The 18,347-nt window shown below is 71.2% G+C and carries 14 protein-coding genes; 12 read left to right on the top strand and 2 right to left on the bottom strand.

The features are described 5' to 3' along the window. The first annotated feature begins 38 nt into the window (after nt 1-38). The 11 genes from nuoE to A6A27_RS08975 all read left to right on the top strand — a co-directional run bounded on the left by nuoE (nt 39) and on the right by A6A27_RS08975 (nt 14,025). Entirely contained in the window at nt 39-866 is an 828-nt protein-coding gene (gene nuoE / locus A6A27_RS09025) for an NADH-quinone oxidoreductase subunit NuoE (protein ID WP_073834097.1), read from the top strand. Beyond that, on the top strand, nt 863-2,179 hold the full coding sequence (nuoF, locus tag A6A27_RS09020; protein WP_073834096.1) for an NADH-quinone oxidoreductase subunit NuoF: 1,317 nt from the start codon (nt 863-865) through the stop codon (nt 2,177-2,179). Before nuoE ends, nuoF begins: the two co-directional genes overlap by 4 nt. After that, a complete protein-coding gene (locus A6A27_RS09015; protein WP_073834095.1) occupies nt 2,179-4,689 on the top strand; it encodes an NADH-quinone oxidoreductase subunit G in 2,511 nt (836 codons plus the stop codon). The genes nuoF and A6A27_RS09015 overlap by 1 nt, the downstream gene beginning before the upstream one ends. Continuing rightward, nucleotides 4,686-6,035: an NADH-quinone oxidoreductase subunit NuoH gene (gene nuoH, locus A6A27_RS09010; protein WP_073834094.1), complete on the top strand. Its 1,350-nt coding sequence runs from the start codon at nt 4,686-4,688 to the stop codon at nt 6,033-6,035. The genes A6A27_RS09015 and nuoH overlap by 4 nt, the downstream gene beginning before the upstream one ends. A gap of 1 nt (nt 6,036) precedes the next feature. Then, on the top strand, nt 6,037-6,678 hold the full coding sequence (gene nuoI / locus A6A27_RS09005) for an NADH-quinone oxidoreductase subunit NuoI (RefSeq protein ID WP_073834093.1): 642 nt from the start codon (nt 6,037-6,039) through the stop codon (nt 6,676-6,678). Next, nucleotides 6,675-7,445 carry an NADH-quinone oxidoreductase subunit J gene (locus A6A27_RS09000; protein ID WP_073834092.1) on the top strand — a complete coding sequence of 257 codons (771 nt, stop codon included), beginning with the start codon at nt 6,675-6,677 and terminating at the stop codon, nt 7,443-7,445. Before nuoI ends, A6A27_RS09000 begins: the two co-directional genes overlap by 4 nt. Continuing rightward, nucleotides 7,442-7,741, top strand: a complete 300-nt coding sequence (gene nuoK / locus A6A27_RS08995) for an NADH-quinone oxidoreductase subunit NuoK (protein ID WP_073834091.1) — start codon at nt 7,442-7,444, stop codon at nt 7,739-7,741. The genes A6A27_RS09000 and nuoK overlap by 4 nt, the downstream gene beginning before the upstream one ends. A 10-nt stretch (nt 7,742-7,751) precedes the next feature. Then, nucleotides 7,752-9,710 carry an NADH-quinone oxidoreductase subunit L gene (nuoL, locus tag A6A27_RS08990; RefSeq protein ID WP_073834090.1) on the top strand — a complete coding sequence of 653 codons (1,959 nt, stop codon included), beginning with the start codon at nt 7,752-7,754 and terminating at the stop codon, nt 9,708-9,710. Nucleotides 9,711-9,774: 64 nt separating this feature from the next. Then, nucleotides 9,775-11,307 carry an NADH-quinone oxidoreductase subunit M gene (locus A6A27_RS08985; RefSeq protein WP_073834089.1) on the top strand — a complete coding sequence of 511 codons (1,533 nt, stop codon included), beginning with the start codon at nt 9,775-9,777 and terminating at the stop codon, nt 11,305-11,307. Then, the gene (gene nuoN / locus A6A27_RS08980) at nt 11,304-12,857 is read left to right on the top strand and encodes an NADH-quinone oxidoreductase subunit NuoN (RefSeq protein WP_073834088.1); all 1,554 of its coding nucleotides are present in this window, start codon (nt 11,304-11,306) and stop codon (nt 12,855-12,857) included. The genes A6A27_RS08985 and nuoN overlap by 4 nt, the downstream gene beginning before the upstream one ends. 85 nt (nt 12,858-12,942) lie before the next feature. After that, nucleotides 12,943-14,025: a polyprenyl synthetase family protein gene (locus A6A27_RS08975; protein WP_073834087.1), complete on the top strand. Its 1,083-nt coding sequence runs from the start codon at nt 12,943-12,945 to the stop codon at nt 14,023-14,025. An 88-nt stretch (nt 14,026-14,113) separates the two neighbouring features. Here the strand turns inward: A6A27_RS08975 and A6A27_RS08970 are convergent, their stop codons facing one another. After that, nucleotides 14,114-15,298, bottom strand: coding sequence for an MFS transporter (locus A6A27_RS08970; RefSeq protein WP_073834086.1), 1,185 nt, complete (start codon nt 15,296-15,298; stop codon nt 14,114-14,116). A 174-nt stretch (nt 15,299-15,472) separates the two neighbouring features. Here A6A27_RS08970 and A6A27_RS08965 point away from each other — a divergent pair, with 174 nt between their 5' ends. Beyond that, entirely contained in the window at nt 15,473-16,255 is a 783-nt protein-coding gene (locus tag A6A27_RS08965) for an IclR family transcriptional regulator (RefSeq protein ID WP_073834085.1), read from the top strand. A 75-nt stretch (nt 16,256-16,330) separates the two neighbouring features. On the opposite strand, the gene A6A27_RS08960 is transcribed toward A6A27_RS08965, so the two are convergent. Next, nucleotides 16,331-18,347, bottom strand: a 2,017-nt coding sequence (locus A6A27_RS08960; RefSeq protein WP_073834084.1) for a PhoX family protein, incomplete at its 5' end; no start/stop codon positions are given.

The following is an 18,347-nucleotide window of genomic DNA, read 5'->3' as shown; positions in this document are numbered from 1 at the left end:
CTTGCGAGCCGCGCAGTCGCGAACGGAGGGCGGCGCTGATGACTGTGTTTACTGAAGAGACCCGGGCCCGGGCGCGGGAGATCATCGCCCGGTACCCGGCGGACCGGTCCCGCTCGGCCCTGCTGCCGCTGCTGCACCTGGTGCAGTCGGTGGAGGGCTACGTCTCCCCGGCCGGCGTCGAGTTCTGCGCCGAGGTGCTCGGCCTGAACAAGGCCCAGGTCGGTGCGGTGGCCACCTTCTACACCATGTACAAGCGCAAGCCGACCGGCGACTACCTGGTCAGCGTCTGCACCAACACCATGTGCAACGTGCTGGGTGGCCAGGAGGTCTACGACACCCTCGCCGAGCACCTGGGCGTCGGGCACGACGAGACCACCGAGGACGGCCGGATCACCCTGGAGCACGCCGAGTGCTTGGCGGCGTGCGACTACGGCCCGGTGATGACGGTCAACTACGACTTCTTCGACGGGGTCGACCCGCGGACCGCGCTCGGTGTGGTCGAGGAGCTGCGCGCCGGCGGCCGGCCGATGCCGACCCGGGGCGCCCGCCTCTGCAGCCTCAAGGAGATGTCGGTCCAGCTCGCCGGTTTCGCCGACGAGCGGGAGGGCGCGGTCGCCGACGGCGGCCCGGGCGAGCCGACCCTGCGCGGCCTGCGCCTGGCCGAGCAGCACGGCATTTCGGTGCCGGGCTTCGACCCGAACACTCCGATCCGCAGCAAGGCCGAGGCCGACAAGGCCGCCGAGCAGGCCAAGGCCGCCCAGGCCGCGGGTGCGGCGGCCAACCCGCCGGCCGCCGACCGCAAGCCGGCCGGCGACGGGGCCGGGGCGCAGCAGCGCAACCTCAAGGAAGCGGAGGCCAAGAAGTGACCACTCCTCGGCCGGAGACGCTGGCCAAGCTGACGCCGGTGCTCACCAAGCGCTGGCTGTCGCCGGACGCCTGGGGGATCGGCACCTACGAGAAGCTGGACGGCTACGCCGCCCTGCGCAAGGCGCTCAGGGCACACCCGGACGACCTGATCCAGCTGATTAAGGACTCCGGGCTGCGTGGCCGGGGTGGCGCGGGCTTCCCGACCGGCCTCAAGTGGGGGTTCATCCCGCAGGGTGACGGCAAGCCGCACTACCTGGTGGTGAACGCCGACGAGGGTGAGCCGGGCACCTGCAAGGACCTGCCGCTGATGACCCACGACCCGCACTCGCTGGTCGAGGGCGTGATCATCGCCTCGTACGCGATCCGGGCCAACCGCGCCTACATCTACATCCGGGGTGAGGCGGTGCACGCCGCCCGCCGGCTGCGCAACGCCGTGCAGGAGGCATACGCCAAGGGCTACCTGGGCCGGAACATTCTCGGCAGCGGCTTCGACCTGGAGCTGGTGGTGCACTCCGGCGCCGGGGCGTACATCTGCGGCGAGGAGACCGCGCTGCTGGACTCGCTGGAGGGCTTCCGGGGCCAGCCCCGGCTGCGCCCGCCGTTCCCGGCGACCCACGGCCTCTACGCGAGCCCGACCGTGGTCAACAACGTCGGCACCATCGCCAGCGTTCCCTACATCGTGCTCGGTGGCGCGGACTGGTGGCGGACCATGGGCACGGAGAAGTCGTCCGGCCCGATGATCTACTCGCTCTCCGGCCGGATCGCCAACCCGGGCCAGTTCGAGTGCTCGATGGGGATCACCCTGCGCGAGCTGATCGAGCTGGCCGGCGGGATGCAGCCCGGGCACAACCTGAAGTTCTGGACCCCGGGCGGCTCGTCAACGCCGCTGCTCACCGCCGAGCACCTGGACGTGCCGCTGGACTTCGAGGGGGTGGCGGCGGCCGGCTCGATCCTGGGCACCACGGCCACGCAGATCTTCTCCGACCAGGACTGCCCGGTGTACGCGACGTACCGGTGGCTGGAGTTCTACCACCACGAGTCGTGCGGCAAGTGCACCCCGTGCCGCGAGGGCAACTACTGGATGGTCCGGGTCTACCGGCGGATCCTCGCCGGTCAGGGCACCCACGAGGACCTGGACACCCTGCTCGACACCTGCGACAACATTCTCGGCCGTTCGTTCTGCGGTCTGGGTGACGGTGCGACCAGCTCGGTGACCTCGTCGCTGCAGTACTTCAAGCAGGACTACCTCGACTACATCGAGGGACGTACCGCGCCGAAGCTCTCCGACAAGCAGTTGGTGGGAGCCCACTGATGACCGACGTAGCCAAGCAGACCGAGACCGTCACCCTGACCATCGACGGCGTCCAGGTCACCGCGCCCAAGGGGGCGCTGCTGATCCGGGTCGCCGAGCAGATGGGCACCGAGATCCCGCGCTTCTGCGACCACCCGCTGCTGGCTCCGGCCGGCGCCTGCCGGCAGTGCCTGGTGGAGGTGGAGGGCCAGCGCAAGCCGGTCGCCTCCTGCACCCAGACCGTCGCCGACGGCATGGTGGTGCGGACCCAGCTCACCTCGCCGGTCGCCAAGAAGGCGCAGGAGGGGGTGATGGAGCTGCTGCTCCTCAACCACCCCCTGGACTGCCCGATGTGTGACAAGGGCGGCGAGTGCCCGCTGCAGAACCAGGCGATGTCCACCGGCCGGACGGACTCCCGGTTCCACGAGCACAAGCGGGAGTACGAGAAGCCGCTGGAGATCAGCACCCAGGTGCTGCTCGACCGCGAGCGGTGCGTGCTCTGCCAGCGCTGCACCCGGTTCTCCGAGGAGATCGCCGGTGACAAGTTCATCGACCTGATGAACCGGTCGTCCGCCGAGGAGATCAACATCTACCGGGACGACGCGTACGGCGAGGACGGCGACGCGGGCGACGTGCCGTTCAACTCGTACTTCTCCGGGAACACGGTGCAGATCTGCCCGGTGGGCGCGCTGACCGGCGCGCAGTACCGGTTCCGGGCCCGCCCGTTCGACCTGGTCTCAACCCCGAGCGTCTGCGAGCACTGCTCGGCCGGCTGCGCCCAGCGCACGGACTGGCGGCGCGGCAAGGTGCTGCGCCGGCTGGCCGGCGACGACCCGGCGGTGAACGAGGAGTGGAACTGCGACAAGGGCCGCTGGGGCTTCCAGTACGCCCGGGCGTTCGACCGGCTCACCACCCCGCTGGTCCGCGACGAGCGGACCGGTGAGCTGCGCGAGGCGTCCTGGAGCGAGGCGCTGACCCGGGCCGCCGAGGGCCTGCGGGCCGCCCGGGACGGCGGGCCGGGCACGGCCGTGCTGACCGGCGGACGGCTGACCGTCGAGGACGCCTACGCCTACGCCAAGTTCGCCCGGGTCGCGCTGCACACCAACGACATCGACTTCCGGGCCCGCCCGGTCTCCCGCGAGGAGGCCGATTTCCTGGCCAGCAGCGTCGCCGGGGTCACCGACGTGACCTACACGGACGTGGAGAACGCGCCCGCGGTGGTGCTGGTCGGCCTGGAGCCGGAGGAGGAGTGCCCGATCCTCTTCCTGCGACTGCGCAAGGCGTACCAGCAGAAGAAGCTCACGGTGTACGCGATCGCGCCGTTCGCGACGCGCGGCCTGGAGAAGCTCGGCGCCAAGCTGGCCCGGGTGGTGCCGGGCGAGGAGGCCAGCGTGCTGGCCGAGCACGCCACGGTGGCCGAGGCGCTGAGCCAGCCGGGCGCGATCCTGATCGTCGGCGAGCGGCTGGGCGCGGTGCCCGGTGGGCTCTCCGCCGCGGCGGACGTCGCCCGGCGCACCGGGGCCAAGCTGGCCTGGGTGCCGCGGCGCGCGGGTGACCGCGGCGCGGTCGACGCGGGCTGCCTGCCCAACCTGCTCCCCGGTGGCCGCCTGGTCACCGAGCCGGCCGCCCGCGCCGAGCTGGGCGAGGCGTGGGACATCGCGGCCGGGGTGATCCCCAGCCAGGCCGGCCGGGACACCGACGGCATCCTCGTCGCGGCGGCCAATGGACAGCTCGGCGCCCTCGTGGTGGCCGGGGTGGACCCGGCCGACGTGGCCGACCCGCGCCTGGCCGAGCAGGCCCTGGACGCGGTGCCGTTCCTGGTCAGCCTGGAACTGCGGATGAGCGCGGTGGCCCGCCGGGCGGACGTGGTCTTCCCGGTCGCCCCGGTGGTCGAGAAGGCCGGCAGCTTCCTGGACTGGGAGGGCCGGCTGCGCACCTTCGAGAAGGTGCTGGACACCGCGGCGATGAGCGACGGGCGGGTGCTCGACGCGCTGGCCGCGCAGCTCGACGTCCGGCTCGGCACCGGCGACGTGACGAGCGTCCGCCGCGAGCTGGCCGCGTTGCCGCCGACCCGGGTGGATGCCCCGGCCGCCCCCAGCGTCGAGCCGGGCGCCGTCCAACAGCCTGGGCCGGGCGAGGCCGTGCTGGCCACCTGGCACCAGCTGATCGACCTGGGCAGCCTCACCGACGGTGACGAGCACCTCGCCGGCACCGCCCGCCCGCCGGTGGTCCGGCTGGGCAAGGGCATCGCCGAGGCGCTCGGCGTCGCCGACGGCGACCCGGTGACCGTGGGCACCGACCGCGGCGCGGTCACCCTGCCGGCGGCGATCACCGAGATGCCGGACGGCGTCGTCTGGCTGCCGACCAACTCACCCGGCTCGACCGTCCGGCGCAGCCTCGGCGCTACGTCCGGCGATGTCGTGCAGGTCACCGCCGCGTCGGTCGACGCTCCGGCCGTACCGGCCGGGCGCGTCGCCGCGGACGCGGACGGCCGCCCGGGTCCGCTCCTCAACACCGGGAGTGTCCAGTGAACCTCTACCTCGCGGCGCAGGACCCGACGCTGGCCGACTTCGGCAAGGACCCGTGGTGGCTGGTCCTTATCAAGATCGTCTTCGCGTTCGTCTTCGGCCTGCTGGCCACGCTGCTCGGCGTCTGGTTCGAGCGTCGGGTCGTCGGCTACATGCAGGTGCGGCCCGGACCCAACCAGGTCGGCCCGTTCGGCCTGCTGCAGACCCTCGCCGACGGTCTGAAGATGGCCTTCAAGGAGGACATCCTCCCGCGGACCGCCGACAAGGTCGTCTACTTCTTCGCCCCGACCATCTCGGTGATCTGCGCGGTCACCGCGCTGTCGGTGGTGCCGTTCGGCCCGAAGGTCAGCATCTTCGGCCACTGGACGCCGCTGCAGGTGACCGACGTGTCGGTGGCGGTGCTGGTGCTGCTGGCCTGCTCCTCGATGGGCATCTACGGCATCGTGCTCGGCGGTTGGGCCTCCGGGTCGACGTACCCGCTGCTCGGTGGTCTCCGGTCCACCGCCCAGATGATCTCGTACGAGGTCGCGATGGGGCTGAGCATCGTGGCGGTGTTCATGACCGCCGGCACGATGTCCACCAGCGGGATCGTCGCCGCCCAGGCGCACGGCACGCAGCTGAACGTCCTCGGCGCGGACATCCAGGCCCCCGGCTGGTACGCGATCCTGCTGCTGCCGAGCTTCATCATCTTCTTCATCGCCACCGTCGGGGAGACCAACCGGGCGCCGTTCGACCTGCCCGAGGCGGAGTCGGAGCTGGTCGCGGGCTTCATGACCGAGTACAGCTCGCTGAAGTTCGCGCTCTTCATGCTCTCCGAGTACGTCTCGATGGTCACCATGTCCGCGGTCACCACCACGCTCTTCCTCGGCGGGTGGCGGGCCCCGGCCCCGATCACCACCTTCTGGGCCGGCGCCAACTCAGGCTGGTGGCCGATGCTCTGGTTCTTCGGCAAGGTGCTGATCCTCGTCTTCGTCTTCGTCTGGCTGCGGGGCACGCTGCCCCGGCTCCGGTACGACCAGTTCATGCGCTTCGGCTGGAAGGTCCTGCTCCCGATCAACCTGATCTGGATCCTGGTCCTGGCCGGGCTCCGCTCGATCGAGGACTGGCAGACCAAGGACCGGCTCGTCGCCACCGGCATCGGCGCCGGCGTCCTGCTGCTGGCCACGCTCTTCTGGCCGAGCCGGAAGAAGGAGCCGAAGCCGTCGCTCCAGGAGCAGGTCAACAGCCGGCCGCACGGCAGTTTCCCGTTGCCGCCGATGGATCTTCAGGTACCACCGAGCCCGCGCACCAGGCGCGTGGTCGCCGAGCGGGAGCCGGCCAACGTCGGCTCGGACTCCAGGGAGGTGTGACGTGGGCGCGATCACCGGAACGTTCAAGGGCTTCGGGGTCACCTTCTCGCACATGTTCAGGAAGGTCGTCACCACCGACTACCCGTTCAAGCCGCCGGTCTCGGCGCCGCGCTACCACGGCCGGCACATCCTCAACCGGCACCCGGACGGCCTGGAGAAGTGCATCGGCTGCGAGCTGTGCGCCTGGGCCTGCCCGGCGGACGCGATCTACGTGGAGGGTGGCGACAACACCGAGGAGCAGCGCTTCTCCCCGGGTGAGCGGTACGCCAGCGTTTACCAGATCAACTACGCCCGGTGCATCTTCTGCGGGCTGTGCATCGAGGCCTGTCCGACCCGTTCGCTCACCATGAGCAACGAGTACGAGCTGGCCCGGGACAACCGGCAGGACCTGATCTTCACGAAGGAGCAGTTGCTCGCGCCGCTGCTGCCCGGCATGGAACAGCCGCCGCACGCGATGCGGCTGGGCGACAGCGAGAAGGACTACTACGTCGGCGGGCTGACCAACCCGGGCACGTCCGCCGGCGCGGAGCACTCGCCGAACGGCCCGGGGCGGTACCGGGTGGACGAGCACCCCGGGGTGACCTTCCCCGGCGCCGAGCAGGCCGCGCAGCGGGCCGAGGCGGGCAAGGGAGCAGGAGCATGACCACTCAGACAGTGCTCGCCGCGGCGGGCCAGGTGTCCGGGGGTGAGGAGGTCACCTTCTGGATCCTCGCCCCGCTGGCGCTGATCGGCGCCATCGGCATGGTCTGGGCGCGGAACGCGGTGCACTCGGCGCTCTGGCTGGTGCTGACCATGCTCTGCCTGGGCGTGTTCTACGTCCTGCAGGCCGGGCCGTTCATCGGCATGGTGCAGATCATCGTCTACACCGGCGCGATCATGATGCTCTTCCTGTTCGTGCTGATGCTGGTCGGCCGGGACGCCTCCGACTCGCTGATCGAGACGCTGCGCGGCCAGCGGGTCGCCGCGGTGGTGCTCGGTGTCGGCTTCGCCGGCCTGGTGGGCAGCGGCCTCTACCGGGCCCTGGAGGGCGTCCAGGCGGTCGGCCTGGACAAGCCGAACGCCGAGGGCAACGTGCAGGGCATCGCCCGGCTGCTCTTCACCAAGTACGTCTTCGCCTTCGAGCTGACCTCCGCGCTGCTGATCACGGCGGCCGTGGGCGCGATGGTGCTGGCGCACGTGGAGCGGCGCAAGGAGGACCGGATGGACCAGATCGCCACCATGAAGGCCCGGTTCCGCCCCGGCAACTACCCCGGGCCGAAGCCCGGACCGGGTGTCTTCGCCACCTCCTCGTCGGTGGCCACCCCGGCCCGCCTGCCCGACGGCCGGCTGTCCGACCGCAGCATCCCGGAGATCCTGCCGGTGCGGGAGCTGACCGCTGAGGAGACCTCGTTGAAGGGGACGGAGAAGTGACCCCGGACTACTACCTGATCCTCGCCGCGGTGCTGTTCACCATCGGTGCCGTCGGCGTGCTGATCCGGCGTAACGCGATCGTGCTGTTCATGTGCGTGGAGCTGATGCTCAACGCCGCCAACCTGACGCTGGTCACCTTCAGCCGGATCAACGGCGACCTGAACGGCCAGATCATGGCGTTCTTCGTGATGGTGGTGGCGGCGGCCGAGGTCGTGGTCGGGCTCGCGATCATCATGTCGATCTTCCGGACTCGACGCTCGGCGAGCGTCGACGACGCCAACCTGCTGAAGTACTGAGGGGCCTGCGGTGGAACAGACTCTGACCTTTGCGTCGGCTGAACCGACCGGGGCCGTTGCTTTCGCGACGGCGGATGGGCTGCTCGGCAGCGTCTGGTTGCTGGTGGCGATCCCGCTGGTCAGCGCGGCGATCCTGCTGCTGCTCGGCCGGCGGGCGGACCGCTGGGGCCACTGGCTGGGGGTGGGCGCGATCGGCGCCGCCTTCGTGCTCGGCCTGACCTACTTCCTCCAGCTCCGTGGTCTGGAGAACAAGCAGGTCCAGCTGAGCCTCTGGCAGTTCATCACGGTCGGCGACCTGAAGGTAGACTTCGGTCTGCTCTTCGACCCGCTGGCCGCGGTGTTCGTCCTGTTGATCACCGGGGTGGGTTTCCTGATCCACCTGTACGCGGTCGAGTACATGGCGCACGACGAGGGCCGGCGACGGTTCTTCGGGTACTTCAACCTCTTCGTCGCCGCCATGCTGCTGCTGGTGCTCGGCAACAACTACGTGATGCTCTACTTCGGCTGGGAGGGCGTCGGTCTGGCGTCGTACCTGCTGATCTCCTTCTGGTACGGCCGGCCGAGCGCGGCCACCGCCGGCAAGAAGGCTTTCCTGATGAACCGGGTCGGCGACGCCGGCCTGGCCATCGGCATCTTCGTGCTGTTCGCCCAGCTCGGCACCACCCAGTACGACGAGGTGTTCAGCGGCGTCGGTGCGCTGAGCCAGACCACGGTGCTGGTGCTCGGCCTGCTGCTGCTGCTCGGCGCGGCCGGCAAGTCCGGCCAGTTCCCGCTGCAGGCGTGGCTGCCGGACGCGATGGAGGGCCCGACCCCGGTCTCCGCGCTCATCCACGCGGCCACCATGGTCACCGCGGGCGTCTACCTGATCGCCCGCTCCAACCCGATCTTCTCGGCCAACGCCACGCTCCAGCTGGTAGTGGTCAGCGTCGGCGCGGTCACCCTGCTGATGGGCTGCCTCATCGGCGCGGCGAAGGACGACATCAAGCGGGTGCTGGCCTGGTCCACGGTGAGCCAGATCGGCTACATGTTCCTCGGCGTCGGCCTGGGCGGCGGGGCGTACGCGCTGGCCATCGTGCACCTGCTGGCGCACGGCTTCTTCAAGGCCAACATGTTCCTCGGTGCCGGCTCGGTCATGCACGGCATGAACGACCAGGTGGACATCCGCCGGTTCGGCAACCTGGCCAAGTACATGAAGGTCACCTGGCTGACCTTCATGATGGGCTGGCTCGCCATCATCGGCATCCCGCCGCTCTCCGGCTACTTCTCGAAGGAGCCGATCATCGCCACGGCGTTCGAGCGCGGGGACTGGACGTCCTGGCTGTTCGGCAGCGCCGCGCTGCTCGGTGCGGGGCTCACCGCCTTCTACATGACGCGGCTCTTCGTGCTCACCTTCCACGGCCCGGCCCGCTGGACCGAGGACATCGAGCACCCGCACGAGTCGCCGAAGCTGATGACCGTCCCGCTGATCCTGCTGGCGATCGGCTCGGTGGGTGCCGGCTTCCTGCTCTCCACGTCCGTGCCGGACTGGCTGACCGCCACCGCCGGCCTCGGCGGCGAGCACGCGGAGCACGAGGCGGTCCTCGCGCACTGGCTGATCACCGCGCTCTCGCTGCTGGTCACCGTGCTCGGCGCCGGACTGGCCTGGTACCTGTTCCGCAACGGCACGGCCACCGCGCCGCAGCCGGCCGGCGTGCTGGTCACCGCCGCGCGCCGGAACCTCTACACGGACGCCTTCAACGAGGCGGTCTTCGAGAAGCCGGGCATCTTCCTCACCCGGGCGTTGGTCTTCCTCGACAACCGGGGCGTGGACGGGCTGGTCAACGGCCTGGCCGCTGCCGTGGGCGGGGGCTCGGGCCGGCTCCGGCGGCTGCAGACCGGTTTCGTGCGGTCGTACGCGACCTCGATCCTGACCGGCGCGCTGCTCGTGGTGGCGGCGTTCCTGGCGGTGCAGGCGGGGTGGCTGGCGTGATCGACCTCAACGCGGCCGCCCCCGCCGGCGGGCCATGCAGTCACGACGGAGGTAAGGCCGAATAATGTCCAACTTCCCGTTCCTCTCGGTGCTGACCGTGGCGCCGCTGGTGGGCGCCCTGGTGGTGGCCCTGCTGCCGCGCCGCAGTCCGGACCTCGCCAAGCTCGTGGCGTTCGCCTGGTCGCTGCTGGTGCTGGTGCTCTCGGTGGCCATGTGGATCGCCTTCCAGGTGGACGGCGACCGCTTCCAGTTCCGCGAGTCGTACGCGTGGATCCCCAACTGGGGGGTCAACTTCACCTTCGCGGCGGACGGCATCGCGCTGGTCATGCTGATGCTGATCGCGATCCTGGTGCCGCTGGTGATCCTGGCCTCCTGGCACGACGCCGAGTCGTCCAAGCGCTCGGTGCCGGTCTACTTCGCGCTGCTGCTCGTCCTCGAGTGCACGATGATCGGCGTCTTCGCCGCCGCCGACGTCTTCCTGTTCTACGTGTTCTTCGAGGTCATGCTGGTGCCGATGTACTTCCTCATCGGCAGCTACGGCGGCCACCAGCGGCAGTACGCGGCGGTCAAGTTCTTCCTCTACTCCCTGGTCGGCGGTCTGTTCATGCTGGCCGCGGTGATCGGCCTCTGGGTGGTCGGCGGGAAGACCTTCGACTGGCAGGCACTGAGCCAGGCCGACCTCCCCACCGACACGGCGCGCTGGCTCTTCCTCGGCTTCTTCCTCGCGTTCGCGATCAAGGCGCCGTTCTTCCCGTTCCACACCTGGCTGCCGGACGCCGGTGGCGCGGCCCCGGCCGGCGCGGCGGCACTGCTGGTCGGCGTGCTGGACAAGGTCGGCACCTTCGGGATCCTGCGGTACTGCCTGCCGCTCTTCCCCGAGGCGTCGAAGTGGTTCGCCCCGTGGGCGCTGGCGCTGGGCCTGATCGGCATCATCTACGCCGCGCTGCTGGCGGTCGGGCAGAACGACCTCAAGCGGCTGGTGTCGTACACGTCGATCGCGCACTTCGGCTTCATCGGGGTCGGCATCTTCGCCTTCACCACCCAGGCCGGCACCGGCGCGGTGCTCTACATGCTCAACCACGGCCTGGCCACCGGCCTGCTCTTCCTGGTGGTGGGCATGCTCATCGCCCGCCGCGGCTCGGCGTTGATCAGCGACTTCGGCGGCGCGGGCAAGCTGGTCCCGGTGCTGGCCGGGGTGCTCTTCTTCGCCGGTCTGGCCTCGCTGGCGCTGCCCGGCACCGCGCCGTTCGTCTCCGAGTTCCTGGTGCTGATCGGCACGTTCACCACCAACAAGCCGGTCGCGGTGATCGCCACGCTGGGCATCATCCTGGCGGCGGCGTACGTGCTGTGGATGGTGCAGCGCACCACCCAGGGCACGCTCAACCCGGCCCTGACCGAGGTCGACGGCATGCGCCGTGACCTGAGCCTGCGCGAGAAGGTCGTGGTCGCCCCACTGATCGCGCTGATCGTGCTGCTCGGCTTCTATCCCAAGCCGGTCACCGATGTCATCAACCCCGCCGTCCGGGCGACCATGCAGGACGTCGGTCGGACCGACCCCGCCCCGACGGTCGGCAGCGTCCAGGAGGCCGCGAAATGACCGAGCTGAAGTTGCCGTCGATCGACTATGCGGCGCTCGCCCCGATCCTGATCATGCTGGGCGCGGCCCTGTTCGGCGTCCTGGTCGAGGCGTTCGTGCCGCGTCGGCTGCGCAACCCGGTGCAGCTGCTGCTCGCCCTCGCGGCGGTGCTCGCGGCGCTGACCATGGTGATCCTCAACGCCGACGACCGGCTGATCACCGCCGGGCACGCCATCGCGGTGGACGGGCCGACGCTCTTTCTCCAGGGCGCGATCCTGATCCTGGCGGCGATGGCGCTGCTGCTCATCGGTGAGCGTGCGGTGGAGCGGGGCGGGGCGTTCGTGGCCCACGCCGCGGTGACCGCCGAGTCGGTCGACGACCGGCGGCAGGCCGCGGGCGCGGGCGGCACCACCGAGGTGTACCCGCTGACCACGTTCGCGATCGGCGGCATGCTGATCTTCGTGGCGGCGAACGACCTGCTGACCATGTTCATCGCGCTCGAGGTCTTCTCGCTGCCGCTCTACCTGCTCTGCGCGCTGGCCCGCCGCCGGCGGCTGCTGAGCCAGGAGGCCGCGCTGAAGTACTTCATGCTCGGCGCGTACGCCTCGGCGTTCTTCCTGTTCGGGGTGGCGCTGGTGTACGGCTTCACGGCCGGTGTGCCGGACCGCGCGGCCGGCGTCGACTTCGCCACCGTGCACGCGGCGGTCGGCGAGTCCTCGTCCAGCCAGGTGCTGCTCTTCGCCGGCATGGCGCTGCTCGCCATCGGCCTGCTCTTCAAGGCCGCCGCCGCGCCGTTCCACGTCTGGACGCCCGACGTCTACCAGGGCGCCCCGACCCCGGTGACCGGCTTCATGGCCGCCTGCACGAAGGTCGCCGCCTTCGGCGCCCTGCTGCGGGTCTTCCACGTCGCCTTCTCCGGGGCCGCCTGGGACTTCACCCCGGTGCTCGGGGCGGTTGCGGTGCTGACCATGCTGGTCGGCGCGGTGCTGGCGGTCACCCAGACCGACATCAAGCGGCTGCTCGCCTACTCGTCGATCGCGAACGCGGGCTACCTGCTGGTGGGCGTGCTCGCGCCGAGCAAGGACGGGCTGTCGGGCACGATGTTCTACCTGGTCGCGTACGGCTTCTCGGTGCTCGCCGCGTTCGCCGTGGTGACCCTGGTCCGGGACGCCGACGGGGAGGCAACCCACCTGTCCCGCTGGGCCGGGCTGGGCCGCCGGTCGCCGTTCTTCGCCGCGATCTTCACCTTCATCCTGCTGGCCTTCGCCGGTATCCCGCTGACCAGCGGATTCACCAGCAAGTTCGCGATCTTCGCCCCGGCGCTGGACGCGAACCAGGCCTGGCTGGTGATCGCCGGTGTGCTGACCAGCATGGTGCTGGCCTTCCCGTACCTGCGGGTCGTGGTGATGATGTGGCTCTCCGAGCCGGGCGACGCCACCCCGACGGTCACCGTGCCGGGTGCCCTCACGTCGGCGGCGCTGGTCATCGGGGTGCTGGCCACCCTGGTCCTGGGGGTCGCCCCGGCACCCCTGCTCGATCTGGCCACCGGTGCCGCCGAATTCGTGCGATGACCGAGGTTCTCCCACCGGGGGCCGGTACGCCTGGCGTACCGGCCCCCGTCGTATCCCCTCTTCGGGCAGGTCGAACGGGTGTGGCATGGTTGAAGGCGTGGTGATTCCGGCTGGCGAGCGTTCAGGTGCCACCGGCTCCGGCGGTCGCCGGGGTCCGGAGAGCACGGGTCAGTTCGGCGCGCTCGGGCTGCACCTCGCCGACCCGCACGTCGAGGCGTCCGTGCTGGGCCTGCTCGAGCGGGTCGAGAGCGAGCTGCGGGCCAGTGTGGCCAGTGCCGACCCGCTCGTCACCGAGGCGGCCCGGCACCTGGTCGAGGCCGGCGGCAAGCGGTTCCGCCCGCTGCTGGTGGCGCTGGGCGCCCAGTTCGGCGATCCGAGCGGTGCCCAGGTCGTACCGGCCGCCGTGGTGATGGAGCTCACCCACCTGGCGACCCTCTACCACGACGACGTCATGGACGAGGCGGCGGTGCGCCGGGGCGCGCCGAGCGCCAACTCGCGCTGGACCAACTCGGTCGCGATCCTGGTCGGCGACTACCTCTTCGCCCGGGCCGCGGACATCGCGGCCGACCTGGGCCCGGAGGCCGTACGGCTGCAGGCGCGGACCTTCGCCCGGCTGGTGCACGGGCAGATCGCCGAGACCGTCGGGCCGCGGGACACCGACCCGGTCGCGCACTACCTGCACGTCATCGCCGAGAAGACCGGCTCACTGATCGCCACCTCGGCCCGCTTCGGCGGCATGTTCGGCGGTGCGTCCGCCGAGCACATCGAGGCCCTCGCCGGGTACGGCGAGATCATCGGCGTGGCCTTCCAGCTCTCCGACGACCTGCTCGACATCGCCTCCGAGTCGGTGCAGTCCGGCAAGACGCCCGGCACCGACCTGCGGGAGGGCGTACCGACCCTGCCGGTGCTCTACGCGCTCGCCGGGGACGATTCCGACGCCGCGAGCGTCCGGCTGCGGGAGATCCTGGCCACCGGTCCGCTGGTCGACGATGCGCTGCACGCCGAGGCGCTCGGCCTGCTCCGCGAGTCCCCGGCGCTCAAGCGGGCCCGGGAGACCGTCCGCAGCTACGCCGAGGACGCGAGGGCGCAGCTCGCCCCCCTCCCCGACGACCCCGCCCGCCGCGCCCTCGAGTCCCTCTGCGACTACATCGCCGACCGCACCAGCTGACTGCCGCTACCCCCCCCGCGTCGATCATGGCGTTGGCGGCGATGTTGATCGCGATGAGTGCCGCCAACCTCATGATCAACGGAACTGGTCAGGGGGTGGGGTGGGTGAGGAGGCGGCTGCCGGTGAGCATGAGGAGGGCGGCCAGCAGCATTGAGGCGGCGGCCGCGGTCCACATGGTGGGGTAGCCGAGCGCGCCGGCCAGGGTGCCCAGGCACAGCGGGCCGAGGCAGCCGCCCGCGTACACGCCGGTCTGGGTGATCGAGGTGGCGGCGGCCGGAGCCTGCGGGTGGAGCCGGACCACCGCGAAGTTCATCAGCCCGGGCCAGGCCCAGCCGAGGCCGAAGCCGAGCAGCACGCCGACGACCAGCGGCACCGGCCCGGCCACCGCGAGCAGGGCCAGCCCGACCGCACCGACCACCAGCATGCCGGCGATCAGCGCGACGTGCCCGGTCTCCCGGCGGTCGGCGAGCCAGCCGGTGCCGACCCGGGCCACCACGCAGACCGCGCTGCCCAGGGTGAGCGTCAGGCCGGCCAGGGCCGGTGACAGCCCCCGGCCGGCGGACGAGTCCACCAGGAAGGTGCCCAGCGCGTTCGCCGCGCCGGAGGCCAGGGTGGCGGCCAGGCCGATCACCACCAGCGCCACCGTGGCCCGGCCCGCCCGCCCGCCGGTGGCCGGTCGCGCCGAGTCGCGCTCCTGCTCGGGTACGGCCGGCAGCGCGGCCAGCGCCGCCCCGGCGGCGGCCACAAACGCCCACCGCCAGCCGGCGGTCAGCGCGATGGTGGGCACCGCCGCACCGGCCAGCAGGGTGGAGACCGGGATGGCGGCCTGCTTCACCCCGAAGGAGAGCCCCTGCCGGTGGGCGGGCACGTGCCGGGCCAGCGCCGCGTTGCTGGCGAGCTGCCCCAGGGCGTTCGCGGCGGCGCTGAGGCCGAGCAGCGCGACCAGCACCGGGTACGACCGGGCCAGTGCCGCCACGGCCAGCAGCGAGCCGGCGGAGAGCACGATGGCGGCGCGGGCCACCACGGCGGAACCGTACCGCTCGACCAGCGCGCCGGAGGGGACCGAGGCGAGCGCGCTGATCCCGAAGTAGACCGCGACGGCCAGCCCCAGCCCGGCGGGGGAGAAGTGCAGCTCGTCGCCCATCTGCACGGCGAGGCCGCCGACCAGGAAGACGGGCAGGACGCAGGCGATGGTGGTGGCGATGGCGCCCGCGCTGGCGCGGACGGTACGGCGGGACGTGGGCGGCGAGGGGTGCAGCACGGTCTCAGTCATGGCCAGGCAAACCTACGCCGGTCACGTTTCGGCGGCCGCCGTCACGTTTTAGCAGCTGATCGTGTCTGTCGGTGCACGGTCTGTGCCCGGTGATCTGGCATCCTCGATCCGAACAGGCATTTCGCGCGCGGCCTGTTTTTCATATGGTGTAAGTCCCCGGCGGCGGAGGTGGTTGTGCGCGACCCCTTGGCGGAACCTTCGGACCTGATCCGAAGTGTCTCCCGCGCGCTTCGAGTGCTCGAGTCGGTCGGCCGTGCGCCGAGGGGACTCACCGTCAAGCAGATCGCCCGCCGCTGCGAGCTGACCGTCGCCACCACGTACCACCTGGTGCGCACCCTGGCGTACGAGGGATACGTGATCCGGCGGGAGGACGGGACGTACATCGTCGGCCTGGAGATAGCCGACCGGTACCGGGAACTGGTGACCGCCTTCAGGGGGCCGCCGGCGGTCGGCGAGTCGCTGCGGCGAGCGGCCGCGGACACCGGCTGGAGCCACTACCTCGGGCGCTTCGTGGGCGGCCAGGTGGCGGTCACGGCGGTCGCCGAGGGGCCCCGCTCGCCCTACCTGGAGGACCTGGTGCCGGGCTTCGACGAGGGCGCGCACGCCACCGCCCTCGGCAAGAGCCTGCTCGCCACGCTCACCCCCGAGCAGCGCTTCCGCTACCTGCGCGAGTACGGCATGCGCCCGTTCACCAGCGCCACCCTCACCAGCCCGGAGGCGTTCGAGGCGGACCTGGCGGCCGGTGACCGGCGCGGCATGCAGCTGGAGCTGGGGCAGTTCCGGCAGGGGGTGGCCTGCGCGGCGGTGCTGGTCACCCCGGACAAGGACATCGAACGCCGGGTGGTGCTGGCATGCGCGCTGCCGGCGAGCGAGATGATGACCTCCGCCCGGGTGGTCCGGGCCAAGCTGCTCGCCGTGGCCCGCGCGGTGGCCGACGGCATCGCCGCCGACACCTGAGTACGCCGAAGGGCCCCTCCCGGCGGGGGAGAGGCCCTTCGGGAGCGGTCCAGCGCCGGACCGCTCGGGATGGGGTCAGCTGCCGATCGGGCCGCCGTCGAGGCGCCAGGTCACCACCACGCCGGGCTTGGCGAAGTCGCCGTCCGGCCAGGTGGAGGCGGGGTTCTCCACCGACGCGCCGGTGATCTCGCCCGGGTGCTGCACCGCGACGAAGACCGAGCGGTTGTCGTTGGTGATGAACGGCCCGCAGGTCTCCGCGCCGTACGGCACGGTGAGGAACTGCTTCAGGTGGCCCCGCTCCGGGCCTTCCAGCGCGGTGGCGAAGAGGCCGTCGTTGCTGCCCAGCGCGTTGCCGTCGGTGGAGATCCAGAGGTTGCCGGTGGCGTCGAACGCCACGTTGTCCGGGCAGGAGATCGGCGAGACCTTGGTCTTGTCGTACCCGGCGAAGTGGGTGGACGCGTCGGCCGGGTCGCCGCAGACGATCGGCAGCGACCAGGCGAAGGACTCGGCGGTGTTGTCGTCGCGGTCCTCGACCAGCTCCAGGATCTGCCCGTGCTTGTTGAGGTTACGCGGGTTCGCCTCGTCGGCGGCGGCCTTGCCGGCCTTGCCCCGGTCGGTGTTGTTGGTCAGCGCCACGTACACCTTGCCGGTGAGCAGGGACGGCTCGACGTCCTCCGGCCGGTCCATCTTGGTCGCGCCGACCTTGTCGGCGGCGAGCCGGGTGAAGGTGAGCACGTCGGCCGCGGTCATCCCGTCGACGTACGAGCGGTTGCCGCTGACCAGCTTGATCCACCGGCCCCGGCCGTCGAAGGCCCCGTCGGCGGGGAGCTTGCCGGTGCCGTCGATCTCGGCGGCGCTGTTGCCCTCGAGGGCGGCCACATAGAGCGTGCCGGACTCCAGCAGGGTCAGGTTGTGCCGGCGGGCCACCGAGGAGCTGCCCGGCATGAACTTCTTGTCCGAGACGAACTTGTAGAGGTAGTCGAACCGCTCGTCGTCGCCCATGTACGCGACCACGCGGCCGTCCTTCGCCACGATGACGTTGGCGCCCTCGTGCTTGAACCGGCCCAGCGCGGTGTGCTTGCGCGGCTTGCTGTCCGGGTCGAACGGGTCGATCTCGACGATCCAGCCGAACCGGTGCGCCTCGTTCGGGTGCTTCGCCAGGTCGAAGCGCTCGTCGGCGCGCTCCCACTTGCGGCTGCCGCTCGGGTAGCGCGAGTCGGTCGGGATGCCGTACCGGGCCAGCTTCGGCTTCAGCTCCGCCGGCGCGCCGTCGCCGCCGACGAAGTACTGGTTGAAGTTCTCCTCGCCGGAGAGCACCGTGCCCCACGGGGTGACCCCGCCGGCGCAGTTGTTCAGCGTGCCGATCACCGTACGGCCCTTCGGGTCCGCAGCGGTGCGCAGCCAGGCCGAGCCGGCGGCCGGACCGGTCAGCTCGAACTTCGTGGCCAGCGCGGTGACCCGCCGGTTGTACCGCCGGCCGTGCTTCACCGGCCGCCACTGTCCGGTGCTCTCCACCCGCTCCAGCTCCACCACGGACATGCCGTGCGCGGCCATCGCCACCCGCAACTGCTCCACCGAGAGCGCGTCCTGGCTGGCGAAGCCGGGGAACATCAGGTCCTCGTTGGTGTACTCGTGGTTGACCACGAGCAGCGCCCGCTTGCGGTCGATGGGCAGCACACCCACGAAGTCGTTGTTGTAGCCGAACTGCTGCGCCTGCGCGGCGGCGGTCTGGCCGTGCAGGTCGAACTCGGGCGCGCCCTGTTCGACCGGGTCGCCCCACTTGATCACGACGGCGTGGTCGTACCCGTTCGGGACGACCAGGGTGTCGAGCCTGTTCGGCGGGATCGGCTTGAAGGTCAGGGCGCCGCTGCCCACCCCGCCCTGCGGCGCGGCGGCCTCGCCCGCGCCGGGGACGGCCGGCGCTGCCGGCGCGGCGGCGGCCGGGGCGGCGCCGGCCAGCGCACCGGCGACGCTGCCACCGAAACCGAGCACCAGGGCGCCGACGGCGCCGGCCCGGACCACGCCGCGCCGGGACACCTCGGCGTCAACCAGGTCCCCGAAGTACGGGTTGGCGCAAGCGTTCGGTACCGGG

It is taken from the genome of Micromonospora sp. CB01531 (assembly GCF_001905095.1).
Taxonomy (GTDB): domain Bacteria; phylum Actinomycetota; class Actinomycetes; order Mycobacteriales; family Micromonosporaceae; genus Micromonospora.
This window is presented reverse-complemented; position numbering and strand designations above follow the sequence as displayed.